This is a genomic window from Streptomyces sp. NPDC046870 (genome assembly GCF_040704595.1).
In the GTDB taxonomy this organism is placed as follows: Bacteria; Actinomycetota; Actinomycetes; order Streptomycetales; family Streptomycetaceae; genus Streptomyces; species Streptomyces argyrophylli.
Map to the genome: position 1 here is coordinate 101316 of NZ_JBEYXM010000022.1, position 24911 is coordinate 126226.

Sequence of the window (24911 nt, forward strand, 5' to 3'; positions counted from 1 at the left end):
GACGGGTTCTTGACTCTTCCGACATCGGCCGGTCGGACTGCAGGTGCGGGAAAGCACGCCGACCCGGTTCTCCTCGGTGCCCGACGTCGAGTCTCGAGACACGTGAGAGATTAGCGGAATGTGCCACGGCGAGCGAGGGTCAATTTCGGAAAATACCGAATCAATGCGGGAGCACTATCGAATGACCCGAAATGACGGTCGCTGAGGGTGAGGGAGTTGACACTGGCTGCCGTATGAGAGGTTCCCAGACATGAGGTCGGCGGCCCGTTCGGCGATGGCGAGTACCGCTGCGTTCGTGTTGGCCGCAACGATGGACGGCATGACGGAAGCATCCGCTACACGCAGACCGCGGACACCGTGAACTCGCAGGTGATCGTCTACGACGGCCTCTTCATCGCTTCCGATACGACAGGTACCGGCGTAGTGAAAGTAGGTGGTGAGACTTTCATGTACATGCCGTCGCAGGGCTGATGCATCACGCAGGCCGGGGCCGGGAAGCACCTCCGATCCCCGCCACGCAGAAAGAGCACGCGCCTCACCGATATCGCGGACACATTGCAGACCCAGTACCAGGGCCTCGACGTCGCGACGGTCCTTCAGGTAGTTCGGGTTCACCAGCGGTGCCACGCCAGGCTCACGACTGGCCAGGCGCACCCACCCTCGACTCCGCGGCGCCATGAGGCTCACGGCGATCGAGTAACCCTCCGTAGGCCCGTGCAACGCGGGACTGTGATAAGGGAGCGTTATGAACAAAGCCTGCAGATCGGGCCGGCCGGTCGGTTCGCTGCGCCACAGAACACTGGCCTCGCCATGATTGTTGCGGCTCACCGGGATCGGTGCCGCAGCACTGTAGACAACACTGGTCATTGGATGGTCCTGGAAGTTGGCTCCTACTCCGGGAAGGTCCGCTACCACGTCGACCCCCACATCCCGCAGATGCTCCGAGGGCCCGATGCCTGACAGCATCAACAGGTGTGGTGAGCCGATCGCCCCCGCCGCCAATACCACTTCGCCCGAGCAGTCGACCGTCACCTCCTCCCCGCCCTGGGAGTAGCACACCCCGACGCAACGGTCACCCACCATCCGAAGACGATGTACGAAGGCATCGGTGACGATGTCCAGGTTCGATCGACACAGCACGGGCCGCAGGTAGGCGTCCGCCGCGCTCTGCCGGTGTCCTGCGACGATGGTGAGATCGTGAAGACCCGCTCCCTCCTGCAGACCGCCGGCAGGATCGGTGGCACGCGCATGGCCGACCTCGACGGCCGCTTCCACGCCTGCCACTGATACCGGATGGGGCCGGGACGCCGGCGCCACTCGCATCGGCCCGTGCACACCTCGCACGGACGGATCGCGCCCCCGAGTGCTTTCGCTGCGCCGGAAGAAGGGCAGCAAGTCCGCGAATGACCACCCCCGGGCGCCTGCCTGACCCCAGGCGTCGTAGGAGGAATGGTGCCCACGCAGGAAGACCATTCCGTTGATGCTGCTCGAACCGCCGATTCCCCGCCCACGGGGCAGCGGATACGACACACCCGTGGCCGCCTGCGTCACCGACACATCGTTCCAATCCACGGAAGACCCCATCAGCGACATCCATGCCCGCGGCGTCTGCACCGGTGCCTGGAACTCGGCGCTCCCTGCCTCGATCAGCAGCACTCGCACTGCCGCGTCTTCCGACAACCGAGCCGCGAGCACACTCCCGGCCGTCCCCGCGCCGACCACCACATAGTCGTAACCAGTCACACGAGCCATGATGAAAGGACCTTTCTCAGACGGTCCTCTCGATGGAACGCCGTGGGCTTGCTCCTCCCCCAGGCCTGTGCCAGTGAGCGGAACGGCCTCCGCGGTCCGCTTGGCCAGTCCCTGAGCAGCGCGGCGCCTACGAACGTTGGTGCGTGGGCGGCTGGCCGGTGGCCCGGCGCAACAAGGGCGTCCTTCTCTTGAGGCGGCACCGGGCGCACCGCGGAGCGGGCGGCGGGGTGCGTCTCCCGGCGGTCAGCCGAGAGGGAAGGACGTGGCCGTGAGCCGTTCGGAGAGGTCCCAGAGCTCGGCGGCCAGGCCGGTGTCCTGGGCGGTGGCGCTGCGGGAGACCAGGGTGGGCCGGCCGCGCTGTCCGCCCCGGCCGTCGGGGCCGACGTAGCTCGCCCCGGGCAGGTCCCGGACGGCCGCGAAGAGGGTCGGCTGCGCCCCGTCGATGCCGCTCTGCATGACCAGGCGGCCGGCGATCGCCGCGACCGCCTTCATGGCCGGGCCCAGATGCCGGTTCAGGCCGGTCGTCGCCGCCCCGGGGTGTGCGGCCAGGGCTCGTACGTCGGAGCCCGCCGCGGTCAGTCGGCCTTGCAGTTCGAGGGTGAACAGCAGGTTGGCGAGCTTGGACTGGCCGTAGGCGGCCGAGGAGCGGTAGCTCCGGCGTTCCCAGTTGGGGTCGGTGAGGTCCAGGGCGGCGCTCTTGTGAGCGTTGGAGGCGATGGTGATCACCCGGTCGGTGATCCTCGGAAGCAGCAGGTTGGTGAGGGCGAAGTGGCCCAGGTGGTTGGTCCCGAAGTGGGTCTCGAATCCGTCCGCGGTCCGGCCGAGCGGCACGTTCGCGACACCGGCGTTGTTGATCAGGATGTCGACCGGTTCGACGGACGCCGCGAACGCGCGGACGGACGCGAGGTCGGCCAGGTCAAGTGGACGCAGTTCGGTGGAACCGGGCAGTTGCGCGGCGGTCGGGCGAGCACGGGCGACGTCTCGCACGGCCATGATCACGTGGGCTCCCGCCTGAGCGAACGCACGGGCCGTTTCCAGGCCGATACCACTGTTCGCGCCGGTGATGATCACCGTGCGTCCGTTCTGCGGCGGAAGCTGGCCGACCGTCCAGGGGGCCGCGCTGGGTGAGCTGGTCATACCCTTCAATGTATTCATTGGGCACATTGTAGTCAATGAATACATTGAGCTAGGGTGGCCCCATGAACGAGGCCCGTCCCTACCACCACGGCAACTTGCGCAGCACCCTCCTCCAGCAAGCGGAAAGCGTTCTGACAGAACGCGGCATCGAGGGCCTGTCCCTGCGCGAACTGGCGCGTGCAACAGGGGTGAGCAACAGTGCCCCCCGTCGACACTTCGCCGACAAAACGGCGCTGCTGGATGCGCTCGCGGAAGAGGGTTACGAGCGGCTGGGGCGCAGACTCGACGAGGCCCTGGAGGCTGCCGAGGGCGACTTCACCCAACGGCTCGCCGTCTTCGCCCGGACCTACGTCGAGTTCGGCGTCGAACACCGCGCGCTGCTGAGCCTGATGCACCGCCCGAAGACCGAAGCACGCAACGCCCGCCTCCTGGCCGCCAACGACCGGGCGTTCGCCGCGCCGTTGCGGCTGCTCGCGGAGGCCCGGGACCAGGGTGACATCGAACCGGACACCAGCGGCCGGGTCGACATGACTCTCCTGGCACTCCTCCAGGGGCTGACCGTGCTCGCCTCCACGGGAATGCACGGCGACCTCCCCCTCGACGCGCTCGTCACCGGTTGTGTCGAGACACTGATGTCCGGTTTGCGACCACGCTGATCTGGCCCACACGGGCCTCCCTCACGGGACCACGCCGACAGCAGGCCAGGCACATGACCTTCGTCCAGGAGATGGCCGCCGGGTCGCTCACGCGCCGCCGACGAAGCTCCGTGTCTGGAAGCGCGGTGATCGGGGTGGAGCCGACGTAGGACTCGAGCGCTCCGACGCCTGGCATCGGCGAAGTGCTCAGGTCGCCGCCGACCTCGGCGAGGACGCGTGCGCGACACGCGCGCCTTGGGCCGGTCCGGAGCGGAGGGCCGGGGCGGTGAAGAAGAACTCCGATCCCGCCGGGATGATCGGGCCATGACCGACCGCCGCCCGCTGGGCACCAACACCCACCGTCGAACCGTCCCGCACACAAGAGGCCGATCCGCCGGCGCCGCGCGCCCAGCTCGCCGCCGAACGCCTCCCGTCCGTCCCGGCCACCGAGCCGAAACCCACGCGCCCGGCCGCCGGACGCCGCGCCCTGGGCGCCGGTCCCGCCCCGGACGCGCAGTGACGGCAGCAGAGACGCGGCAGTGGTGACAGCCACCGGGCCGTCCCGCACCTTGAGTTCCCCCGAAGAGGGGCGACGGCGCCCGCTATAGGCTCCCTGCGAACGGGACCGGGCTCCGCCGGTCCGGTCCCGTTCCCCTACAGCCCCCGTAGCGTCACCAGGTCGGCCGGATGCCGATGCACTTCGTCCGGTCGCACGCCACCCGCCGGATGCCGGCGAACCGAACGCACACCTGCACGCCGGCGCCCTGCTCGAAGCTCGCCCATATGTGGCTGAGCATGCCGCGCACGCGCCGGGCGGTCTCCACCGTGCCGTACTGCCGGCCGTCCAGGAACAGGCGCACCGCGCGCGTCTTCGCCTTCTTCGGTGGGTTGATCCAGATCGCCCTGACAGCTTTCCCACCGTTGCGGCCGTCCAGCCGGATGCACACCTGCGGGCCCGACCAGTGATGCGTGCAGGCGCTGGTATCGGCCGCCACCGGTACCGCGCTCGGCAACACCACCGCCAGAGCCAGCGCCACCCCAAGGGCACAGAGTCGTCTCATGCCCGGCCCAACTGCCCGGCCGGGTTCGAGATGTCGCTGGCGGGTACATGGCTGTCCCCAGACCCCAAGAAGAGATGGATCCGGGGGCCAGGGGGACAGGTCTGTCTGCCCACGACACTCGGTACCCAGGACCTTCCCCAGCGGGGAAACCACGGCGGCAACATGAACCTCGCCATGCGCGTCCACGCCCAGGACGACCTCGCCCGGAACAGGAGGATCCGTGGTGGAGGAGGTGCTGCGCTGTCTGGTCGCCATGGTGGTTCGCCTTCCGCGGGTGACGTGCTGGGTGGACGGCACCGGCCCGCTCGGGCGGTCTGAACCGTGATGGCGCCTGAAACTCGGCAAGGCCCCTATTGAGACACGCCCTGTGGCTCGGTACCTGCAGTTGCTGTCCCGCAACGAGAGTCGACACGCCTGTGACTGGACACTTCGGCCATATATCTCATGAGTCAGACCCCCGTCCGGGACGGCACCGCGCAACCGTCCCATCGAGCCCGGCACAACGGCATGACCCGACCACAGCCGAAAAGCTTCGCCCGAACCGGTGCTCAACATGGCCAGGACGAGCTGCCCTGTGTTGACTCTTCGTCTACTTACGGCCGGCATTGGCGGACAGCCTTGCCGCCCGCCTTACGGGCTGTCGTTCGTCGACCATGGCACGAACGGCCCGCCCCCCACGGGGCGGGCCTCGCGCAGCCCGGCGAAGGACTCCTCCCTGCCGAGGCGTCTCGGGTCGTCCCTCGTCGAGCAGCTGCGGGCGTGGCGTTCCCCGAGTCGGGCCAGTCGGGCTTCACTTCCTGCCTGAGTTGCCTGCTTTGCCTGGCCAGCCGGCACGAGGTGATAAGGGTGTCCTGCAACATCGCCTCTTCACCGTCTTGGTCGTTCTTGCCGTCCTCGGTGAGCCGTGCGCAGGAACGACATGCTTGCGGAGTCCGAGGCTCCCCGGCGTGTACCGAGGAAGCCCGGCTTTCTGCGCTGCCTCGGCACACTGGGCCCGTCGGCCGGGTGGGCCGGCCGGGCGCTGTGAGGTCTGTCAGCCTATGTCCGTCAGGAGGGCCGTCAGTTCCTTCTCCTGCTGCGCAGGCGGCATCGGCGGGTTGGAGTGGTCGATGCCGAACGTCTTGAGCACTTTGTCCATCTGGGCGTCGATGGAAGTCCAGCCGGTCTGGTCCAGCGGCTGCAGCGACGCCTGGTCGGCGTCCCATAGGTCTCGCAGCTTCTGGGCGGCCGCGTGGGCCCCGGTCGCGTTCCCCGAGCGTGCGTCCTTGAGCGAGGTGGAGGCGAGGGTCTTCAGCGCGGCGACCTTGGCGGGCGGGAACTTCTTCACCGCCTGTCCGGGAGCCATCTGGACGGCGGAGGTGTTGTCTTCCTCCGGCGCCGGGCCGACGTGCGGCCGGCCGTGGGCCCAGACCAGCAGGCCCGCGGTGGCGGCGGCGAGCAGTCCGAGGCCGGCCAGCGCGGTGCGCTCCTTGCGCGGGTTGCCGGTGACCGGTGCGTCGTGGCTCGCCTCGTGGGTCTCGGTCACGTCCGAGCGCGTCACCGTCAGGTAGACCACCGTCGCCAGGATCAGGCCCAGGAAGATCAGGCTGGTGGTGAACGTGCCCAGATCGAGACCGGTCGGGTCGCCCGGGTTCTGGGCGACCTTGGGGGAGGCGAGCCAGTCGCCGATGTTCGCGCCCAGCGGGCGGGTCAGGATGTAGGCGAGCCAGAAGGACAGCACCGGGTTCGCGCCGAACCTCCACAGCGCCGTGATCGCGGCGATGAGGCCGAGCGGCAGCAACACGGAGACGCCCGGGCTCCAGCCAGTGAGCTCGAGGGTCCAGTCGCCGGTCGCGGTGCCGAGCGCGAAGGTGACGAGTACGGCGAGCCAGTAGAACGACTCCCGCGGCAGCGTGGTGACCGAGTGGATCGAAAGCGTGCGCTCACGCGCCCACCACACGCCGAAGACCGCCGCGAGCAGCACCGAGAAGACCGCGGAACTGATCCACAGTGGCACGTTCAGCTGGTCGGTCAGGATGTCGGTGTACAGGGTGCCGGTGACGCTGACAACGACCACGGTCAGCCAGTAGGGGAACGGGACGTATCGCTTCAGCCGCAGCTGGAGGGCCAGGACCACCACGAAGACCGCGGTGAAGATCCAGGCCGTGTTCACCAGGCCGACGCCCAGCTTCATGTTGATCCAGTCGGCGAAGCTCTCACCGACGGTGGTGCACAGGATCTTGATCACCCAGAACCAGATGGTGACCTCGGGGACCTTGTTAAGCATGAGGCGCCCGCTGCGCGTGCGTGCTTCCGCTGTCGTTGTCATGCGGGGAGGTTTACGCGGGGAATCTGCACATAACCTGACTACGCGGTTGCGCGGGCGGCCGGGAGTGTCACCTCGACGTGACCGCGGCCGTCTGCGATCGCGCGGACCTCCACACCGGCCGAGGCGGCGATGCGCCGGACCACCGGCAGCCCCAGCCCGTATCCCTCGCCGCCGGTCACCCCCGCTTCGAAGACCCGCTCGACGTCCGCGGGATCGAATCCTGGGCCGTCGTCCAGGACATCGACCACGATGGCCTCGCCCTCATTGCGCGCGGTGATCCACACCCGGGACTTCGCATGTCGCAGGCCGTTGTCCAGCAGGGGTGCCAGCAGCGAGACGGCGACGTCGGCCGCCACGGCAACCTCGACCTTCGAGGGGAAGGCGACCTCGACCGCACGGCCGGCGATCGCCTGTCGTGCGGCGGAGCGCAGGTCGCACCGGGTCCCCTTGTCCGTCCGTGCGCGCGCGGCGCGCAAAAGCGTCGTGATCGCCGTATCGAGGCGGTCGGCCTCGCTCAGCACCGCCTCCGTCGGCACCGGCTCCCCGGACAGCTGCGCCAGCTGCGCCTCGGCCCGCAGGACCGTGAGCGGTGTCCGCAGCTCGTGGGCGATCTCATCGGTGAGCCGGCGCTCGTCCGCCAGCGCGTTGTCGACGCGCTCCAGGAGGTGGTCCAGGGTCCGCCCCAGTTCCCCGAACTCGTCGCGGGGGACGCCGAGGTTGAAGCGGCGCCCGGGTTCGTGCTGGCCCCAGTCGTCAGCGAGGGCGGCCATCTCGTGCACGACCCGCAGCGCGCGGCGCACCACGAGGTGTGCGACCCCGCCGGCGAGGAGGACCGTGAGGCCGCCCAGTATCAGGGACAAGGTCAGGCTGCGCTGCTCGGATGTCTCGTAGGGCGTGAGGTCCACCCGGCCGATCACCATGACGTGGTGGCCGTGGATCGGGATCTGCCGCGCGTACAGGAGGTATTTGCCGACAGACGCGGTCTGGGACCGCCCCGAGTCCGCTAGTTCTTCGACGCGATCGACCAGGCTCGGCGGGACGTTTCCGTCGATCAGGCGGCCGTCGGCATACACCCAGGCGACCTCGTCGAGCGCCTCGCTGCTGCTTTCCGTGAGGACGACACGGCCGCCTTTGGCGGTGACGTTCGCCGCGAGGGCCTCGGCGCGAGTACGTGCCAGGTCGTGCGCGTCGGCGTCCGTCACCCGGCTCAACAGTACGTGCGAGACCACGACCAAGATCGCGACCACGGCGGTGGCGATCACCACGGTGAGTGCGACGACCCGCTTACGGAATCCCGTCACTGCCATCGGTAGCCCACGCCGCGGACGGTCGTCAGACGCTCGGCCACACCCAGCGAACCGAGCTTCGCCCGCAGCCGGCGCACATAGGAGTCGAGGGTGTTGTCGCTGACCTGCGCCCCGTGCGGCCAGCCGGCAGCGACGAGCGTGTGGCGGCGTACCGCGTCGCCCGGCGAGGCGATCAAACGGCCCAGCAGCCGAAACTCCGTCGGGGTCAGGCTCATGCTCACCGAATCGTAGGTCACCACGTGTTTCGCCGGATCGAGGACGACCTCGCGCGGTGTGGGCGCCACGGTGGCACGGCGCAGCAGCGCCCGGACACGGACCAGCAGTTCCGGGATGTCGAAGGGTTTGGTCATGTAGTCGTCGGCGCCGGCCTCGAAGCCGCCCACCTTGTGATGCAGGCCGTCCAAGGCGGTGAGCATCAACACCGGCGCGTCGACGCCGCGAGCCCTCAGGGCCAGGCAGACGTCGCGGCCGTCGGCGTCCGGGAGCCCGAGATCCAGGACGACCAGATGGGGCGCCGGTGCGAGCTGCCGCAGCAGGCTGTCGGCCGTGGCGGCGACGGAGACGGTGTGCCCGTCGTGCTCCAGGGCGCGCTTGAGAACGCCGCGGACCGCCGCGTCGTCTTCACACACCATGATGAAAGCCACGCGCTGACCCTAGATACTCCTGTCCTAGTTCTCCATCTTCCCTGGTCAGCCGCCTGAGGGTGGGGAGCAGGCCACTGTTGACGGCCTCACGTGCGGGCTGACCCGCGCAGAACTGCTGCGGCAGCTTGCGCGCACGGACGCAAGCAGGTCTACGGAACTCAGATCGCCGGCGTGAAGGACGGGGCGCCCCTTTCATATGGCCCTGTGAAGAACTCGAGCGCATGGACGAACTCCGTGCGGAAGTCGGCAGCGAGCCCTTCGACGAGTACGTCGCGAAGCTCTCTATGGCCTGACGCTCCTTCCCAGGCTCGTCCGGTGGGTCACTGCCCGGGTTCACCTGCCGCAGGCAGTGGTCCGCCGGGCAAGCCCGGGCAGTCAGCGTGCCGAGCCTGGCCAGTGCGCCAGTCCGTCGAGGACTGGTGCCTGGCTGGTGGCCTCCTGCGGCGAGTCGTAGAACTCGTAGGCGTCGGCCAGGCCGCCGTGCTGGAAGACGGTGCGCATCCGGGCCGAGGGGCACGTGATCCGCAGCGAGCCCTCGCGTTTCCGGATGTGTTTGGTAAGCGTCACGACGGTGCCCAGGAACATCGAGTCCAGGAAGGGCACGAAGCACAGGTCGAGGACGAAGTTGCGGTGTCCCTCATCGAGAAGCCGGATGATTGCCTGGCGTATCAAGGCGTGGGTGTGGATGTCCAGCTCGCCGTCGACCTCGACAACGGTCCAACCGTTGACGAGGTCGCATGCGACGGCGATCTGCTCGGCGCGGACGATGCTCCGGCGCATGGTCCGTCCCTCCTCGCGGTGGCAGGAGACGCAAGGCCCCCTGCGACGCGTTGCACGCCTGTCCGCGGGGGCTTTGCGTGCAGATGCCGCCTGCCTCCATCCAAGGCGTTTCCCGGATGATCGCAAGCCGGGCAAGGCGTGGGCGCGGTGAGGAACGCAGGCCCGCGTGTGCCAGGCGATGCGCGCGAACGGCTTCCTCTCCCCCGTCGTCTTCCTGACCGCCCACCACCGGCCGGCGCGCGGATCCCGGCGACGGACACAGCGGCGCGGGGCTGGGACTGTCACTGGCGCGACGTCTGGGCCGCTTCGCCGGCGGCGAGGTGACGTACGACCCCGGGCACACTCCCGGGGCACGGTTCGTGGTCAGTCTGCCTGCCGGGTGACCACGCCGCACTCGACGCCACCGGAGCGTCACGGCGTGATGTCGCGCTGGACGTCCTTGCGGGAGACGGCCAGGTAGCCGACGAAGCCGAGGATCGCCACCGTCCAGGACAGCGTGACCGGCCCCAGGCCCAGGTCGAGTCCGCCCCGGCCGTGGCCGACGGCCATCCAGTCGGCGACGGAAGCGCCGAGCGGGCGGGTGATGACGTACGCGGCCCAGAACGCGGCGACCGCGTTCAGGCTCCCCCACCGGTGAGCGACGGCCGGGACAGCGATAGCGGCGGCGTACAGCACGGCGGAGCCCAGGTAGCCGAGGCCGATCGTCGCGGTGAGGTCGCCCGCGGCGGTGCCCAGCGCGAACGTGGCCAGCACGGCGGCCCAGTAGAAGCTCTCGCGGCGCCGGGTGTGGATGCTGTGGATGGACAGGGTGCCCTCGCTGCGGTGCCAGAGGGCGAAGACGGCGGACAGGGCGGCCATGAAGAACGGAGTCGAGAGCGTGTACGGCACGCCGAGGCCGACGTGCAGGACATCGGCGGCCATCGTGCCGAACACGCTGACCATGACGATCGCCGTCCAGTAGATCCAGGCCACGTACCGGCGGACGGCGAACTGCACCGCCAGAGCGGCCACCAGGGCGATGCCGCCGAGGCCGACAGCGGGGATCGGGCCGAGCAGGTGGGCCAGGAAGTCGGACGCCGTCTCACCCATCCCGGTGGTCAGCACCTTGATGATCCAGAAGTAGACGGTCACCTCCGGCACCTTGCTTGCCGCGTGACGAGTGTGGCCCGCGGGCCGGTTGTGAGTGAGGTGATCAGTCGACATGGCAGGCACCATGACATGGTGCCCGGCCCTCGCTCCAGACTCCTTTGCCAGAGTTTTGGCGCTCCAGGTACGGGAGTTGTCCAAGGCAGGGCCAAACCTGAACGCAACCTGAACATGGAGTCCGATGCGCTGGTCAGCAGCGTGCGGCCAGTGGTATCGGCTGTCCCCCGGTTCGGCTCGGAGCCGACGTAGGCAAGCAGAAAGGCTCCCGTGAGGATCTTGCCCGCGGGAGCCTTCCGTGTACCGCATGCCGTCGTGAAGGGTGAGAAGACGATCACGAGGCAGGATGCTTCTTGTGCCGTTACGGCTTGAGCAGCAGGCTGTCGCCGCGTTCTTCGGCGGCGGCGTAGCGCTTCGCCTCGTCCTGCCAGTTGGCGACGGCGCACATCGCCTCGATGAAGTCCACCTTCTGGTTCTCGTACTGAAGGTAGAAGGCGTGCTCCCAGGCGTCGAAGACCAGGATCGGGGCGGAGCCCCGACCGACGCTGCCCTGGCGGTGCGCACCGGTGCGGTCGTCGGTGCGTGGCGGCCGCGACCGCAGACACCACCAGCCGGGCTCCAGGCGAGCCCGGCACCGGCCTGGGTGCCGGCTCCGGTGCGAGCAGCCGTCGCAGACGCTGGATGACCCGGCAGACGGTGGCAGGTGAGCAGCCGAAGAAGCGGCGCTAGCTGCCGCATGGTGGGTTGGTGCGGTAGTACACGGCCACCAGCAGCACTCGCTCGGCCAGCGGTAGACATCACGGCCGGCCACCACCGGGGGCCCTTGCCGCCCCGCTCCCGCACCACCCGAAGCAGCTTCTCGAACGGCCCCGTCCGCAACCCGGTGAACGTCTCCACCCACACCGGCTCAGCCCTCAACACCCCACCCATACAGGCGAAATGCCCGCCGTCAAGCCTTCTGCAACACCCTCTAGGGCTGGCGCATCGTGAGTGGGTTCATGACTCACTCGAAAATCCCACGAGGGAGGCCTCTGATGACGTCAGCCACTGCAGCAAGGGCCTGCTGAGCTTCGGCCGTGGTGGCAACCGATTGGCCGGCCATGTCTTCCAGGTTTCCATTGCCGCGCACCACCTCCGCCAGGAATCCGACCACAGCATGCCGTTGGCGCGTAGTCCGGCAGTCGTCGAGGAGGGCGGCCACTCCGTCTAGTGATGAGTCGACCGAGATGAGTGCTCCCCAGGGCTCGGGGATGACGAGATCGGCACGATGGGCCAGCAGTTGCCGTGCGACTCGGTCCACCGCGACGAAGTGCTGGTCCTGGGTCTGGTTCTGACGTTCGAGCAGCTGCTCGGCTGCCACCAGAAGGCGGGCGACCTCCTTTGCCGAGTGTCCATCCGCGCTCATCGTGTGCCCGCCGGACAGTTCGAGGATGAAGCCCTTGTGTCTGTGCCGTTCGGCGAGTCCCCGGATGGCAGCGCGCAGGGCGAGCCAAATACCGGACCCGGCAGTAACCGCGATGACGGCATAGTCCGGAAGGCTGCGGGCGCTATGGTATTCGTCATGCGGCAAAGGCTCCGCGCCGGCTTTGCGTAACTCTTCTTCTAAGGCCGCGTGGCCAGTTACCCGCTCAAGCCGAAGGTAGATCCTCTGAGGCTCGCCAATTCGAGTCGGGCGAAAGTAGAAATTGTCAGCCTCCATGGTGATCACTGCGTAAATAAGACGGGACTCTTCTCGCATAGCCACAGAAGGAAGGTAGCGGAGCCACCTTCCGAGCCGCTACGTGGCGGGTTGAAGTCCACGCTTGATCACGGCGGGGCGGATCACCGGAGGGCCCGATGCCCCGTGCAGCCCTCGAACCTCTGTCGCCTGGCCGCCCGAAGATCGCTGCACTCTGAGGTCCGGTGAAGCCGGGTTCGACCACATGGTGCGGATTGGCCGGGTAGGACTCCCGCAGTCAATCGAGGTCCGCTTCGGCACGAGCCGGGCCGGGGCCGTCAACGTCGCGCTCTACACCACGGCCTGCGTCGACGCGGTCGTGCCCGCCCACCCCGAGGCCGACTGGGAGCAGCTGCGCACGGTGGGGAAGAGCTCGCACCGGGTGCGGAGGGCGTCGTCAGGGCCGCCGGCGGAACCAGTCGCGGCCCCGGACCGGTTCCTGGCCGGGGTCCGGGTCCGGCGGCGCGGCGGCTCGAGACGGGCAGCTTCGGCCGCGGCTTCCTCGCGGGCAACATCATCGGCATGGCGGGTGTGCCGCACACGGACACGTCCCCGGCTTTCCAGGCGGTCCGGTGCGCGGTGGTCTCCTCCCGACGCTGGTCGGTGAACAGCACGTGCATGGCTGAGGCGGGAGCGTGGAATGGTAAGTAGGTTGAACGAGCAAGCAGTTCGGACATATGAGGCAACTGGCCTGCGGGGGAATCAGTGGCACTTACCGCGAGTTGGAGCACCGGCCATGCACTCCACCCCTCATGTGCGCTTCCACGTACTCGGCCCCCTCGAGATCTGGGCGGGAGACCGGCGGATCAGACCTGGTGGCCCTATCAACGAACGCGTACTCGCCATGCTGTTGCTTGAGGCGGGACGGATCGTTCCCGTCGCGCGGCTGATCGAGGCGGTCTGGGAGGAGGAGCCGCCGTCCACAGCGGTCCACCAGGTCCGCAAGGCGGTCGCCGAACTGCGCCGGCGGTTACCGTCCGGGCACGAGCTCATCGTCACCGGACCACCGGGCTACCGCGTGATGATCGAGGACGGCCAGTTGGATCTGCGGATGTTCGACATCCGGTTGCGGCGCGCGCAGGAAGCCCGCACCGAAGGCCTTCTTGAAAACGCTGTCATGCAGTTGAAAGCCGGACTGGACGTCTGGCGTGGACCCATCCTCGGCGGCACGGGAGGCTCCCTCATCGACGCCGCCGCGGCCGCGTGGGAAGAGAAACGCCTGACCGCCACCGAGCAGTGCTTCGAACTGCGCCTCGACCTCGGCGAGGCGAGCGGGCTCATCGGCGAACTGCGCGAGGCCGTCACCGCGCACCCCTACCGGGAGGTGCTGCGGGGCCACCTGCTGCTCGCCCTCTACCGCGCCGGACGACAGGCGGAGGCGCTGGAGGAGTACACGCGGCTGCGGACCTCGCTGGCGGAGGAACTCGGCATCATGCCCGGTCCCAAACTGGCCGCTCTGTACGAGCAGATCCTGCGCGCCGACCCGGAACTGGACGCCCCACCGCTCGCCCGCGACACCGCCGAGCCGCCGTTCGCCGTCACCGGGGCCGCCCCCTGCACACTGCCGTACGACCTCGCGGACTTCACCGGCCGCCACGAGGAGATACAGCGACTCGTCGCCGCACCGTCCCCCGCCGGCGGCCGCACCAGCCCGCACATCCTGCTCGTCGACGGAATGGGCGGAAGCGGCAAGACGGCCCTGGTCGTGCACGCGGCACACCGGCTCGCCGACACCTATCCCGACGGGCAGCTCTACGTCGACCTCCGCGGCTTCACCCCCGGGGAGGAACCCCTCTCCCCGGCGACGGCGCTCGGCGTACTGCTGCGGGCGATGGGGGTGCCCGGTAAGTCCGTGCCCGACGATGTGCTCAGCCGCGTCGCGCTGTGGCGGGTCATCAGCGCCCGCCGACGGCTGCTGCTGGTTCTGGACAACGCTGTCGACGCGGCACAGGTACGCCCGCTCCTGCCCGCCTCCCCCGGCAGTCTGGTCCTGATCACCAGCCGGGTCCGGCTGCCCGAACTGGAGGGCGCCGAAGGGCTCTCCCTGGGGCTGCTGTCCGAGGAGGACAGCGTCGAGATGGTGCGCAGCATCCTCGGCGCCGACCGGGTGGCCGCCGAACCGGACGCCGCCGCGCACCTGGTCCAGCTGTGCGGCCGGCTTCCGCTCGCCCTGCGGGTGTCCGCCGCCCGCCTGCGCAAGCGTCCCCACTGGACGCTGCGCCACCTGACCGAGCGGCTCGGCGACGACGGGCGCATCATGGGCGAGCTGGAGTCCGGAGACCGCAGCGTCGCGACGGCCCTGCGGATGTCGTACGACGCCATGACACCTGAACACCGCGCCCATTTCAGGCTGTTGAGCCAGTACCCGGGAGTCGATTTCGCGGTGCCGGTCGCCGCCGCCCTCCTGGACACCGATCCGCACAGCGCCGAGCGGGTCCTGGAGTACTTGCTGGACGTGCACATGCTGCAGGAGTTCGAGTTCGGCCGGTACTCCTTCCACGACCTGGTGCACAGCTTCGCCCATACCCTGCCGGCCGACGACGCCCCACAGCGCTCCGCCGCGGTGCGGCGACTGGCCGCGCGCATGATGACCGACCTGGAACGCGCGTGTGACGCCCTGTTTCCCGGACGGGTGCGCTACAACTGCGCTCCGCCGACCGAGGCGGTGGCGGCACCGGCCCTGCGCCCCGAGGAGGCGCAGCGGTGGTTCGCCCAGGAGTGGCGAAACGTTGTGGCGGTCGTCCATCTCGCCGACCAGCACGGCCTGCACCGGCACGCCGCGTGGCTCAGTCGCGGCGTCGGCTTCCATCTGCATGCCCAGAACCACTTCTCCGATTTCGAGCACACGGCACGGCTGGCCGTGGACAGCGCCCGCAAGGAGGGCGATCCGGAGCTGCTGTGCGTATCGCTGATCAACCAGGCGGTCGCGCAGTGGCAGCGTGATCTGTTCCAGGAGGGCATCGCCTCGTCCGAGGAGGCGCTGGAGATCACCGCCACGCTGGAGGACCCCCGCATCGAGGCCGCCTGCCTGAGCCGGATCGGGGTGCTGTGCACCAGCGTCGGACGCCTGCGGGAGGCCGTCGGATACCTGGCGCGTGCGAGCGAGGCGCACCGCGCACTCGGATCCGCCCGGGAGGAGGCGCAGGCCCTGGCCAACCTGTGCTTCGCCAGGGAGCGCCTGGGGCGTCTGCCCGAGGCCGTGCAGGCCGGACAGCGGGCCGCCGCACTGGCCCGCGACACAGGTGACGCGGGGATCGAGGTGACCGCGTTGGCCAATCTGTCGCTCGCCCATCTCGGCCTGGAGCGGCTCGATGCGGCGGCCGAGTGCCTCGACCGGGCGCGGACGCTGTGCGAACCGCTGCGCGCACCGGCGCTGACCTCGCTGGTGCTGTGCAACCTGGCCGAGGCGGAACTGCGGTCGGGACGCCCGGACACGGCTCACGAGCACGCGGTGAACGCGCTGGACCTGGCCCGCGGCCACGGCTCGCAGGCCAGACAGGCCGCGGCCGAGAACGTGCTGGGCCGGATCGACGGTGCGCGCGGGGAGCACCGGCGGTCCGTGGACCGCCACCGGGCCGCGCTGGAGCGGGCCACGGGCATCGGGCTGCGCACGGAGATGGTCCGGGCGCACCAGGGGCTGGCCCAGTCGCTGCGTGCCCTGGGCGACGGGACCGCCGCCGACGGGCACGTCCTGGCGGCGCAGGAGCACGCCGCGGCGATGGCGCTGGACACGAGGCCGGAAATGGACCCGGCCGCCGGGCCCTGAGTGTGACGCGTCAGGGCGCGGCGGCCGGAAGCGGGCGGGTGGTGACGGATTCGGCGGTCAGGGCGCGGAGCCGGCCACGACGTCACCGCCCGGCACGTCCGCCGTCACCCTCCGGGCCGCCCGTGTCGCGGACGGGCGGCCCGCGGCCGGGAGCAGCCGTGCGGCGATCAGCCGGGACAGGGCTGCCGCACGGGCCGCCCGCGGGCCCGAGGGCAGCGTGACGAACTCCGTGCCGGACGTGGAGTGGCGGCACCACGCTTGCAGACCGGCTCCGTCGGACCGCGCCGACGTCCGGTCGGTGCAGACCACGAGCCGACTCTCGGTGACCGTGCGACGCACATGGGTCGGGACCGGCGACGTCGTGGTACGACCGGGGGCGACCGCGTCCGACACGAACAGGGTGGTGCAGACGGCGTGCCCGAGCGCCCGCTCGAACACCCCTGCCAGCGCGAGGCCCAGATGGGCACCGGTTCCCCAGCCGTGCACCGCGAAGGGGCCGCACACACCCGCGTCGCGTACCTGACGGGCGAGGACCTCCGGCGGGCCGGGCGGGGTGGACGCCCCTGTGCCGGGGCGCGGCACGACCGGTCGGAGGGCGGCGGGCAGGGCACGGACCAGACCGCTCACCTCCGTCGTCGGGGTGTCCGGTCCCGGCAGGAGAATCAGCGGAAACCGCTCTTGGTGCACCGTCATCACGGTCTCCTCCCGGCCCGGGGCGCGACGGCTGTCAGTGAGTGGGGCCGACATCGGTGGCCAGGACCAGGCTGCGGCCGTCGACGGTGTGCGCGCGGGCGGATTCCGCCGTACCCGCCCAGCCGATCACCGCCGCCATGACCACGGCCACTGCTCCACGTCCCAACCAGCGCATGTCGCGTTCCTTTCAGTTGCCCGTTCTCGATGTGCCACCACCGTGCAACCGACTGATCCCGACGACATCCCGGTCCGATACCGCCCGGTTACCCGGCAGCTCAGAGCCCCTCGCTCCGGTGTCCGACCGCGACGAACACGCGTCGTGCACCGGCACGGAGGACACCGTCGGCCAGCACGGCGAGGGCGTGGCGGCCTGGCGGCGGGCAGTGGCGGCGATCGCCGGGGACGCCGAGATCGATCACCTGGCCGTACGTCCACGGCAGCAGCAGCCGGCCGTGCGCGCAGGCGGTGGCCCGGACCCGCGAAACCGGGCCGTTACCCGCGGTCTCCGGCAGGTCGAGGACGGCCGTATCCTCGGCTCCGTCACCGACGAGGACGGCTTCCCTGAGGTCACCGCGCGGACGTCCGGTGCCTCCGCCGCCGCACTCCTGCCCGTCTCCGCGGGCGATCGCATGCCTCTCTTCACCGTCGGCATGCCCGGCGCCGACGGAGTCCTCCCCGGCTCGCCGGCGGAGCGAACCGACCCCCGATGACCGGCACCGGCTCTGCCTCACCACCGGAGCTGAGTCAGCGCGGCAGGTGGCACGCCTCCCCGCGCGCGTACAAGTACGCCTGCGTCAGAAGGAGTTCGACGACGGCCGACTCCTCATCGTCACGCGGGCCGAAGAGCAGCAGCGAACCGCGCGGTACGACGGTCACGCCCCACCCCGCCGCGACCGCCCGCCGCGCCCACCGGCCGGGCAGCATCAGGTGCACGCTGCCGTCGTACGGCGGATGCACGTGCCCGAACTCCGAACCGGCCAGGAACGCCTCGGCCGGCCCATGGGCGAGGACCGGCGCGAGATGGAACGCGCAGGTCCCCCGTACGCAGACGTACGAGGGACCCGTGCGGACCCCGTCGAGTGCGGCGACGGCGTCGACGAGCCGCTGTCTGAGCTCGGCCGGTGCCGGGTCGGTCAGCTGCTCCACCGGATCACCGGTCACGACCAGCGGGGCGGCGCCCCGGCGTAACGGCAGAGGCATCCGGCGTTCACCCTCTCCCCGTTCGGCTGCCGGTCACGGCGGCACCCTGCACATCGCCGCCGTGCGCGGCAGCGGACACGGATGGCGGCTCACGATCCTCACCCGGCCGCGATGCCCGGGGCGGGCGGTGTTTCGGCGAGGCGGAAGCCCATGGCGTAGATGTCGCGCCGGTACCAGCCGTGCCGGCGGCGGCAGCGGGCGAGGTCCGCGTAGCGGGTGAAGCTGCCACCGCGGGCCACCCGGTAGGTGGCGTCGGTGTCCGCGTGCAAGTCGTCGTCGACGTACTGACCGCCCGGGTAGGGGCGGTAGTCGTCGGCGACGTACTCCTCGACGTTGCCGGCCATGTCGTACGCGCCGAACGGGCTGCGTCCTGCCGGGTACATGCCGACCGGGGTGGTGGCCAGGGGTCCGTACTCCACGGTGTTGGCCAGGTCCTCGCCGGGTTCCTCGCCCCACGGGTAGGCCCGCCCGTCACCGCCCGAGGCCGCGTACTCCCATTCCGCCTCGGTCGGCAGCCTGAAGAGCCGCCCGGTGCGGCGGGCGAGCCAGGCCGCGTACGCGTCGGCGTCCTGCGGGGACACGCTCCACACCGGGTGGTTGGCCAGGTGGGCGGGGTACACGCCGAAGCGCCAGGAGGTGGGCAGCCCGGCCTTCGGGTTCTCGGCCAGGAACAGCCGGTACTCCTCGTTGGTGACGGGGTAGCGGGCGATGCGGAAGGCGGCGATGTCGGCGTCGTACTGCGGTGCCTCCTTCGCGATCCACGCGCGCGTGACGCCCACGTGCCGCCAGGCGGCCGCGACGGCGTCGACCCGGTCGGCCGGCAGGCCCAGCCGCACCCGGGCGGCCGGGACGTCCGCCATCGCCGGTGCCGCCGGGTCGATGCGGGGATCGCCGAGCAGGGCGAGGAGTTGGCCCGCGGCCAGCCGGAGCAGCCAGTCGGCCTCCGGGTCGGCCACCCGCGCGGCCAGCTCCTGCGGGTCCTTGCCCGCGAGCGAGCGGGTCAGCTGCCGCAGCCGGTCCTGGTCGACGCGGTCGGTGAAGGCCGCGGGCAGCCCCATCGCCGTGCGGTCGTCCAGTTCGTTGGGGTTGACCGCGAGGGTGCCGGCCGCGGTCATGGAACCGGCTCCGGCTGCGGCTGGAGGGGGTAGACCCGGCCGTCGTAGGAGGAGGCGAGGAACCGGCCGCGGGCAGCGTCGTAGTGCAGGCTGGAGATGCCCGCCGTGGTGGGCCGCCATACGTGCGGCCAGTCCCCGGTGGTCACGTCGTACACGGCCACCGTGCCCGCGTACGAACCCGTCGCCACCAGGCGGCCGTCCGTGGAGGCGGCGACGCACTTGACGGAGTGGTCGTGCGGCGTGGGCACGGTGCGGCTGGTGCGGCCGTCCCAGATCCGCAGGGTCAGGTCCCGGCTGACGCTGGCGAAGCGGCCGCCCGGCAGCGGGGCGCAGCCGTTCGCGATGCGCGCGTGGGCCTCGTCGACGCGGCCGGTCTCGGTGAACGTCTCCAGGGAGAACCAGGACACCGAGGCGTCCGCGCACACGGCGAACAGCGTGTCACCGGAGACCGCGACGCCCTTGACCGCGTTGGTGTGCAGCGGCAGTGTCGCCACGTGCTCGGGGTCCTGTCCCTCGCGGACGGCGAACACCAGGCCCTCTCCCGTGTAGGCGCCGACCACCACGTGCGGCACGCCGTCGCGGGTGAAGGCGGCCGCGCAGTTCAGCGGTGAGCGGTGCTGGTGCAGGACGCGGCCGTCGCGGGCGTCGAAGACCCGGCCGAGCTGGCCGCCGGTCAGGACACGGTCGCCGACCTCCACGAGGAAGTTGCACAGGCTTCCGGTGGCGGCGCGCTGCTGTCCGTCGACCCATACGATTCCGGCGTCGCCGGTCGTCCAGACCGCGCCGTCGGCGGTGGTGACGACGGCGTTGACGCACGCGGTGGGCTCCACTCCCGTCAGGTCCCAGGTGCCGTCGGTGACGCGGTACACGGCGTAGGACGAGCCGAAGGTGCCGAAGACGAGCGTGGAGTCGTCGAGGAAGGCGCACGAGCGGGCCCACACCTCGGCGGGGAACTCGGCGGTGTGCGTGAGCCGGAGCCCGGCGTCCGCGTCGGAGGCGTCCCATACCCGCAGGGTGCGGTCGTAGCTGAGGCTGACCAGGGACTCCGTGGCCGCGTTGTACACCAGTCGCTTGATGCCGGCCTCGTGGGCGGGGGCCTTGCCGGTGCGGCCGTCGGCGATGGTGATGATCTCGCCGTCGTCATTGCCCGCGTACACCACGCCGGCCCGGGTGATCGCGATGGTGTCGGTCTCCACACCACCGAGGTCGACCTCGCCGACCATGCCGCCGGCCGTCAGGGACCAGCGCTTGACGGTGCCGTCGTCGCTGGAGGTCAGCAGTTCGTCGCCCTCCCCCAGCCAGGCGACGGAGATGACGTCGGCGGTGTGTCCCTCGAACCGGGCCACCAGCGTGCCCGTGAGGTCGTACACCCGCACCAGGTGGTCCCGGGAGGCGGTGGCGACCAGGTCCCGGGTGGGGTGGAAGACGGACATCTCCACGTCGTCCTTGTGGTCGCTCAGGACGGCTTGCAGCTTCAGGTCGGGCACCGACCACAGCCGGGCGGTGTAGTCGCTCGACGAGGTCAGCAGCAGCGTCCCGTCGGGGCTGAAGGCGACCTGGTTGGCCAGGTGGTCGTGGACCGCGCGGGCGAGCGGTACCCGTGCCGCCACGTCCCACAGGATGACCTGGTTGTCGTAGCCGGCCGTGGCCACGTACGCGCCGCCGAAGGCCGCGACGCCGCTGATCGGCCCATGATGGCGTATCACGCTGACTCCTCCAGTCGGATGGTGTGCGAGGTGCGGGCGACCTTCGCCGTCAGGTAGCCGGTGTTGTGCGGGTTGACGAAGACGCCCGTGGCGACGGTGCGCCGCACCCGGATGCCGTAACGGCGCAGCTGCTCGCACTTGTTGGGGTTGTTGGTGAGCAGGTCGATCTCTTCGTGCCCCAGAGCGAGCAGCATCTGCGCGGCCGCCGCGTAGTCGCGCATGTCCTCGCCCAGTCCCAGGGCCCGGTTGGCCTCGTAGGTGTCCAGGCCGCGGTCCTGCAACCCGTACGCGTCGAGCTTGTTGTACAGGCCGATGCCGCGCCCTTCCTGACGCAGGTACAGCAGCAGCCCGCCGGCGGTGTCGATCATGCGCAGGGCCTCGCGCAGCTGGGGGCCGCAGTCGCAGCGGGCGGAGCCGAACACGTCGCCGGTCAGGCACTCGGAGTGCACCCGCACCAGCGGCACGCCGTCCTGGACGCTCCCCAGGCGCAGCGCCAGGTGCTCACGCCCGTCCACCAGTCCGCGGAAGGTCATGACCTGGGCGGTGATCGGCTCTCCAGTCGCCGGGTAGAGGGGGATGCGCACGCTCTGGCGCACCTCCGCCCGCGGCGGCGGGTCACCGGCGCCGTCGCGGTGCCGCCGCCCGGGCACGGAGGGGGACCGGAGGCCAGTGGTGCGGGTGTCGCCGGATATATGGGGCATGTCTTCCTCCTCCTAGGCCGGCTCGGTCGTCGCCGGGTTCGTCGGGGTCCAGGCGGTGCGGGCGCGGTACAGGTGGACCATCACCACCGACGAGACGGCGCCGAGCGCCAGGAACGTGGCGTGCGGGCCCGCAACATGGTCGAGCGGGGGGATCACAACAGGGGACAGCAGCGCGGCGGATCCGGTCAGCAGCCACATCAGGCCCGAGGCCCGGCCCATGACGGCCTGCGGCAGGTAGCGCACCCGCAGCATCACCACGGCGGCCAGCAGTGCGCCCTGGGCGACGGCTCCGAGGACCAGTGCGGTGAGGAACAACGGCCACACCGGCAACGCCAGCAGGGCCAGGGACACCGCGCGGGCGGCGAGGGCCACGGGCAGCAGCGTTCTGGGGCGCAGCCGTCGGCGCTGCGAGACGAGTAGGTTGCCGGTCAGCAGGCTCAGGTTGACGGCGGCGACGACCCAGCCGGCCTGCTGCCCGGACAGCCGCCAGGAGTGGCGCAGTTCGAAGAGGACCAGGGACGTCAGGCCGGTGCCGCAAACGGCTTCCAGCACCATCTGCAGGACGAGCGTGACGGCGATGCGCCGGTCGGCGGTGACGTCGTGCCAGACCTTGCGCAGGCGCGCGGGTTCGTGCCGCCGGACGCCGGCGGCGGCGCGGCGCGGTGGACGCACGCCCGCCGCCCACACCGCCAGCGGTGCGAAGAACGTCGGCAGGTTCAGCCACAGCACGCCCAGGTAGCCGAGCCACGGCAGGCTCGCGGCGACCAGGACCGGCCCGGCCAGGGTGGTGGCGAGGTACAGGCTGTTGAGGGTGCCGCGGGCCCGCGCCGGGCAGCGCGGGAACATCACGGGTACGTCCGTCATCCAGCCGGTCCGGTAGGCGACCCCGCCGGCCGCCACCACCAGGGCGCACACGAACAGCGTCCAGGTCTGCGGACGGCCCCTCCACAGCAGCAGGTTCATCGCCAGGGCCGCCGACGCCTGCGCAAGCAGCCCGTACAGGACGAGGCCGGACGTGCCGCGCCGGTCGGCCACCGAGCCGAACCAGGGGGCGAGGAGCATGCTGATCGGCACGGCGGCGGCCAGCCACGCCATCACCGTCAGCGAGCCGGTCAGCCGGTACGCCAGCAGCGGCAGCGCGGTCGCGTAGAGGGCCTCGCCGACGTTGTTGACGGCGTTGCCGGCGGCGAAGACGAGGAAGGGGCGCTCGGTGAACGGGGAGGGCTCCACCACCTCGTCGCCGCGGGCGGTGCCGTGCCCGGAGCGCACCCGGCCGGCCGTGGTCACGGCCGTGCAGCGCCGGCCGCGGCGGGGAAGGGGCGGGCGCCGGAGGAGCGCGGCAGCCACAGGTCGCGCAGCACGGTCAGCACCGGACCCTCGCCGCTGCGGTCGAGCCGGTACAGGCGCAGGTAGCCGCCCCGGCCGCCGACCACCACGTACGCCCGGCCGTCGGCGCCGCGCAGCGCGGTCATCCCCTTGGGGAAGTCGGGCAAGTCCTCGTGCAGGGCGAGCAGTTCGCCGCTGCCGTGATCGTAGGCGGCGATCTGCATGCCGTAGGTGACCACGCACATCGTGCCGTCGATCAGCGCGCAGTTCTCGGCCGTGTTGTCGAGCAGTTCCACGAACTGCCGCCGCGGCTTGTCCTCGCCGACGACCAGTTCCTTGACGCCGCCGCCCCCGGTGACGCACAGCCGGTCGCCGTCGACCAGCAGCCGCTTGGGGTAGCTCTCCAGTTCCGTCTCCCAGGAGACGCGGCCGCTCTCGTCGTAGGCCGCGAGCCGGCCGGTACGGCAGCCCAACACCCGTCGGCCGTCCGGCAGATAGGCCGACGCCCACGCGCTCGCGGGCAGATCGTCCACGTGCAGCAGCTGCCGGCCGGTGGTCGCGTCGAACTCGAAGCCGCCGGCGTTGCAGGCCACCAGGACGCGGCCGTGGTCCGGCGAGACCGAGACGGTGTGGACGATGCCGGGCAGGCGGGCCTCCCACACGGTGGTGCCGTCGGGGGTGAACCGGCGCACCGTGTCGGGCCAGAAGATCGCCACCCGGTCGTCGCCACACGGCTCGGCCCGGCGGGCGAAGCCCGGCGCGCCGTGATACTCGTCGACCAAGTCCAGCCGGGCGTGTTCGCCGCGGGTGTCGAGGCGCACCACGGCGGTTCCGTCGTCGGTGGCGGCCAGGACGGTGGTGGGGTCACCGGGCAGCGGGTGCAGGTCCCACACACACTGGCGGGAGTAGTCGAGCCGGTGCAGCATCTCGCCCTCCGGGGACAGCGCCGTGATCTCGCCGTCCTGGGTGAGGGTGTAGACGCGCCCCTCCTCGTCGATGGTGACGTCGATGATCTGGTGGCTGAAGCCGGTGACCCGCTTGCGGACGGTCAGTTCGGGGGTGGTGTTGTCGAACAGGAGCAGTTCCCCGTCGAAGCCGCCGATGTAGGCGGTGGCGAAGTCCGGTGAGAAGACGAGTCCTTCGACGTCGTTGCGGGCGAAGTGCATGCGCTGGTCGACCGTGCCGTCGAGCCCGATGGTGACCACGCCGTTGGAGACGTTGTGGGTGTCGCCGATGCCGGCGTCGCCGATGGCCCAGAAGCGGTGGTGCCGGGCGTCGTAGACGACGCGGTGCACGTTGGAGGTGTCGATGCGCACCGTGGTGGGGAACGACCACTCCTCCAGCGAGCCGAGGTGCACGCACCCGTGCCGGTCGGCGACGGCGTGTACGCCCGGGGCGTCGGTGCAGAACCACTCGAGCATGTCGTAGCCGTGGGGCCAGGGCACGATGCGCTCGACGGTGAAGGTCTCGACGTCCAGTACGACGACCTGGAAGTAGCCGTTGTCCACGTACGCCTTGCCGTTCCACACGCCGATGCCGCGCAGCATCGTGGGAGAGGGCTGTTCGCCCTCCAGCAGCAGGGAGCGGTCGGCGGTGGTGCGGGCGTCCAGGCGGTCGGCCAGGCGCAGCGTGTCGGCGTGCCAGCGGCAGATGGTTCCGGTCTTGTCCCGGGTGATGATCCAGTCGCCGGCGAGGGCGACACCGTACACCGGGCAGCCGGCCGGGTCCTGCGCCACGGCGGGCAGACCGGACGACCGGCGCAGGGTCAGGTCGTGGTCGAGGCGGTGCAGGCCACCGCGGACGTCACAGGCCAAGAGCCCGCGGCCGGGCAGGCTGACGATCCGTGTGATCCGTTCGGGGATCTCGGGGATCTCCATGGTGAGACTCCACTCCTGTCGGACGGGCTGAAGCGGCAACAAA

At 70.6% G+C, this 24911-nt stretch carries 20 protein-coding genes and 3 pseudogenes; 4 read left to right on the plus strand and 19 right to left on the minus strand.

Translation table 11 applies throughout. The features are described from left to right. Positions 1-174 precede the first annotated feature (174 nt). Together AB0946_RS32745 and AB0946_RS32750 are read right to left on the minus strand one after the other, a co-directional pair. Positions 175-1743, minus strand: coding sequence for a GMC family oxidoreductase N-terminal domain-containing protein (locus AB0946_RS32745; RefSeq protein WP_366764303.1), 1569 nt, complete (start codon positions 1741-1743; stop codon positions 175-177). A 252-nt stretch (positions 1744-1995) separates the two neighbouring features. Further along, positions 1996-2889 (minus strand): oxidoreductase, encoded by an 894-nt coding sequence (locus AB0946_RS32750; RefSeq protein ID WP_366764304.1) that lies wholly within the window; start codon positions 2887-2889, stop codon positions 1996-1998. 62 nt (positions 2890-2951) lie between these two features. On the opposite strand from AB0946_RS32750, the gene AB0946_RS32755 reads away from it, so the two are divergent. Then, positions 2952-3545 carry a TetR/AcrR family transcriptional regulator gene (locus AB0946_RS32755; protein WP_366764305.1) on the plus strand — a complete coding sequence of 198 codons (594 nt, stop codon included), beginning with the start codon at positions 2952-2954 and terminating at the stop codon, positions 3543-3545. 650 nt (positions 3546-4195) lie between these two features. Here the strand turns inward: AB0946_RS32755 and AB0946_RS32760 are convergent. From AB0946_RS32760 to AB0946_RS32780, 5 genes are all read right to left on the minus strand, one after another. Continuing rightward, the gene (locus tag AB0946_RS32760; protein WP_366764307.1) at positions 4196-4561 is read right to left on the minus strand and encodes a hypothetical protein; all 366 of its coding nucleotides are present in this window, start codon (positions 4559-4561) and stop codon (positions 4196-4198) included. Positions 4562-5618: 1057 nt separating this feature from the next. Further along, entirely contained in the window at positions 5619-6893 is a 1275-nt protein-coding gene (locus AB0946_RS32765; RefSeq protein WP_366764308.1) for a hypothetical protein, read from the minus strand. A 38-nt stretch (positions 6894-6931) separates the two neighbouring features. Then, entirely contained in the window at positions 6932-8200 is a 1269-nt protein-coding gene (locus AB0946_RS32770; RefSeq protein WP_366764310.1) for a HAMP domain-containing sensor histidine kinase, read from the minus strand. Then, a complete protein-coding gene (locus tag AB0946_RS32775; protein WP_366764311.1) occupies positions 8191-8844 on the minus strand; it encodes a response regulator transcription factor in 654 nt (217 codons plus the stop codon). The genes AB0946_RS32770 and AB0946_RS32775 overlap by 10 nt, the downstream gene beginning before the upstream one ends. 375 nt (positions 8845-9219) lie before the next feature. After that, on the minus strand, positions 9220-9624 hold the full coding sequence (locus AB0946_RS32780; protein WP_366764312.1) for an STAS domain-containing protein: 405 nt from the start codon (positions 9622-9624) through the stop codon (positions 9220-9222). Positions 9625-9854: 230 nt separating this feature from the next. Between AB0946_RS32780 and AB0946_RS32785 the strand changes: the two are divergent. Continuing rightward, positions 9855-10007 (plus strand): annotated as a pseudogene (locus AB0946_RS32785) (sensor histidine kinase); the annotation flags it as partial. Positions 10008-10035: 28 nt separating this feature from the next. Here AB0946_RS32785 and AB0946_RS32790 read toward each other — a convergent pair. The 4 genes and pseudogenes from AB0946_RS32790 to AB0946_RS32805 all read right to left on the minus strand — a co-directional run bounded on the left by AB0946_RS32790 (position 10036) and on the right by AB0946_RS32805 (position 12475). After that, the gene (locus tag AB0946_RS32790; protein WP_366764313.1) at positions 10036-10827 is read right to left on the minus strand and encodes a hypothetical protein; all 792 of its coding nucleotides are present in this window, start codon (positions 10825-10827) and stop codon (positions 10036-10038) included. A gap of 301 nt (positions 10828-11128) precedes the next feature. After that, positions 11129-11326, minus strand: a pseudogene (locus tag AB0946_RS32795) (Fe-Mn family superoxide dismutase); the annotation flags it as partial. An 88-nt stretch (positions 11327-11414) separates the two neighbouring features. Then, positions 11415-11697 (minus strand): annotated as a pseudogene (locus tag AB0946_RS32800) (transposase family protein); the annotation flags it as partial. A gap of 73 nt (positions 11698-11770) precedes the next feature. Beyond that, positions 11771-12475 carry a hypothetical protein gene (locus AB0946_RS32805; RefSeq protein ID WP_366764314.1) on the minus strand — a complete coding sequence of 235 codons (705 nt, stop codon included), beginning with the start codon at positions 12473-12475 and terminating at the stop codon, positions 11771-11773. A gap of 745 nt (positions 12476-13220) precedes the next feature. Between AB0946_RS32805 and AB0946_RS32810 the strand changes: the two genes are divergently transcribed. Then, positions 13221-16250 carry a BTAD domain-containing putative transcriptional regulator gene (locus tag AB0946_RS32810; protein ID WP_366764315.1) on the plus strand — a complete coding sequence of 1010 codons (3030 nt, stop codon included), beginning with the start codon at positions 13221-13223 and terminating at the stop codon, positions 16248-16250. 57 nt (positions 16251-16307) lie between these two features. Here the strand turns inward: AB0946_RS32810 and AB0946_RS32815 are convergent, their stop codons facing one another. Further along, on the minus strand, positions 16308-16943 hold the full coding sequence (locus AB0946_RS32815; protein WP_366764316.1) for a hypothetical protein: 636 nt from the start codon (positions 16941-16943) through the stop codon (positions 16308-16310). Between the two features lie 34 nt (positions 16944-16977). Next, positions 16978-17118, minus strand: coding sequence for a hypothetical protein (locus AB0946_RS32820; protein ID WP_366764317.1), 141 nt, complete (start codon positions 17116-17118; stop codon positions 16978-16980). A 118-nt stretch (positions 17119-17236) separates the two neighbouring features. Between AB0946_RS32820 and AB0946_RS32825 the strand changes: the two genes are divergently transcribed. Further along, entirely contained in the window at positions 17237-17653 is a 417-nt protein-coding gene (locus tag AB0946_RS32825) for a hypothetical protein (protein ID WP_366764318.1), read from the plus strand. A gap of 34 nt (positions 17654-17687) precedes the next feature. On the opposite strand, the gene AB0946_RS32830 is transcribed toward AB0946_RS32825, so the two are convergent. The 6 genes from AB0946_RS32830 to AB0946_RS32855 all read right to left on the minus strand — a co-directional run bounded on the left by AB0946_RS32830 (position 17688) and on the right by AB0946_RS32855 (position 24868). Further along, positions 17688-18143, minus strand: coding sequence for a luciferase family protein (locus AB0946_RS32830; protein ID WP_366764319.1), 456 nt, complete (start codon positions 18141-18143; stop codon positions 17688-17690). A gap of 98 nt (positions 18144-18241) precedes the next feature. Then, entirely contained in the window at positions 18242-19258 is a 1017-nt protein-coding gene (locus tag AB0946_RS32835) for an SUMF1/EgtB/PvdO family nonheme iron enzyme (RefSeq protein ID WP_366764321.1), read from the minus strand. Further along, positions 19255-20964, minus strand: coding sequence for a WD40 repeat domain-containing protein (locus AB0946_RS32840; RefSeq protein ID WP_366764322.1), 1710 nt, complete (start codon positions 20962-20964; stop codon positions 19255-19257). Before AB0946_RS32840 ends, AB0946_RS32835 begins: the two co-directional genes overlap by 4 nt. Continuing rightward, positions 20961-21665 carry a GTP cyclohydrolase II gene (gene ribA / locus AB0946_RS32845; RefSeq protein ID WP_356348800.1) on the minus strand — a complete coding sequence of 235 codons (705 nt, stop codon included), beginning with the start codon at positions 21663-21665 and terminating at the stop codon, positions 20961-20963. Before ribA ends, AB0946_RS32840 begins: the two co-directional genes overlap by 4 nt. A 12-nt stretch (positions 21666-21677) precedes the next feature. Beyond that, on the minus strand, positions 21678-22952 hold the full coding sequence (locus AB0946_RS32850; RefSeq protein ID WP_366764323.1) for an MFS transporter: 1275 nt from the start codon (positions 22950-22952) through the stop codon (positions 21678-21680). After that, complete coding sequence (locus tag AB0946_RS32855) at positions 22949-24868, minus strand: PQQ-binding-like beta-propeller repeat protein (RefSeq protein ID WP_366764324.1); 1920 nt, start codon at positions 24866-24868, stop codon at positions 22949-22951. Before AB0946_RS32855 ends, AB0946_RS32850 begins: the two co-directional genes overlap by 4 nt. Positions 24869-24911: the final 43 nt, after the last annotated feature.

What these genes read in the sequence shown, in the direction of transcription:
- AB0946_RS32750 (WP_366764304.1), bottom strand. Translation starts at nt 2,889, where the DNA reads ATGACCAGCTCACCCAGCGCGGCCCCCTGGACGGTCGGCCAGCTTCCG.
- AB0946_RS32755 (WP_366764305.1), top strand. Translation starts at nt 2,952, where the DNA reads ATGAACGAGGCCCGTCCCTACCACCACGGCAACTTGCGCAGCACCCTC.
- AB0946_RS32765 (WP_366764308.1), bottom strand. Translation starts at nt 6,893, where the DNA reads ATGACAACGACAGCGGAAGCACGCACGCGCAGCGGGCGCCTCATGCTT.
- AB0946_RS32770 (WP_366764310.1), bottom strand. Translation starts at nt 8,200, where the DNA reads ATGGCAGTGACGGGATTCCGTAAGCGGGTCGTCGCACTCACCGTGGTG.
- AB0946_RS32780 (WP_366764312.1), bottom strand. Translation starts at nt 9,624, where the DNA reads ATGCGCCGGAGCATCGTCCGCGCCGAGCAGATCGCCGTCGCATGCGAC.
- AB0946_RS32790 (WP_366764313.1), bottom strand. Translation starts at nt 10,827, where the DNA reads ATGTCGACTGATCACCTCACTCACAACCGGCCCGCGGGCCACACTCGT.
- AB0946_RS32810 (WP_366764315.1), top strand. Translation starts at nt 13,221, where the DNA reads ATGCACTCCACCCCTCATGTGCGCTTCCACGTACTCGGCCCCCTCGAG.
- AB0946_RS32815 (WP_366764316.1), bottom strand. Translation starts at nt 16,943, where the DNA reads ATGACGGTGCACCAAGAGCGGTTTCCGCTGATTCTCCTGCCGGGACCG.
- AB0946_RS32820 (WP_366764317.1), bottom strand. Translation starts at nt 17,118, where the DNA reads ATGCGCTGGTTGGGACGTGGAGCAGTGGCCGTGGTCATGGCGGCGGTG.
- AB0946_RS32830 (WP_366764319.1), bottom strand. Translation starts at nt 18,143, where the DNA reads ATGCCTCTGCCGTTACGCCGGGGCGCCGCCCCGCTGGTCGTGACCGGT.
- AB0946_RS32835 (WP_366764321.1), bottom strand. Translation starts at nt 19,258, where the DNA reads ATGACCGCGGCCGGCACCCTCGCGGTCAACCCCAACGAACTGGACGAC.
- ribA (WP_356348800.1), bottom strand. Translation starts at nt 21,665, where the DNA reads ATGCCCCATATATCCGGCGACACCCGCACCACTGGCCTCCGGTCCCCC.
- AB0946_RS32855 (WP_366764324.1), bottom strand. Translation starts at nt 24,868, where the DNA reads ATGGAGATCCCCGAGATCCCCGAACGGATCACACGGATCGTCAGCCTG.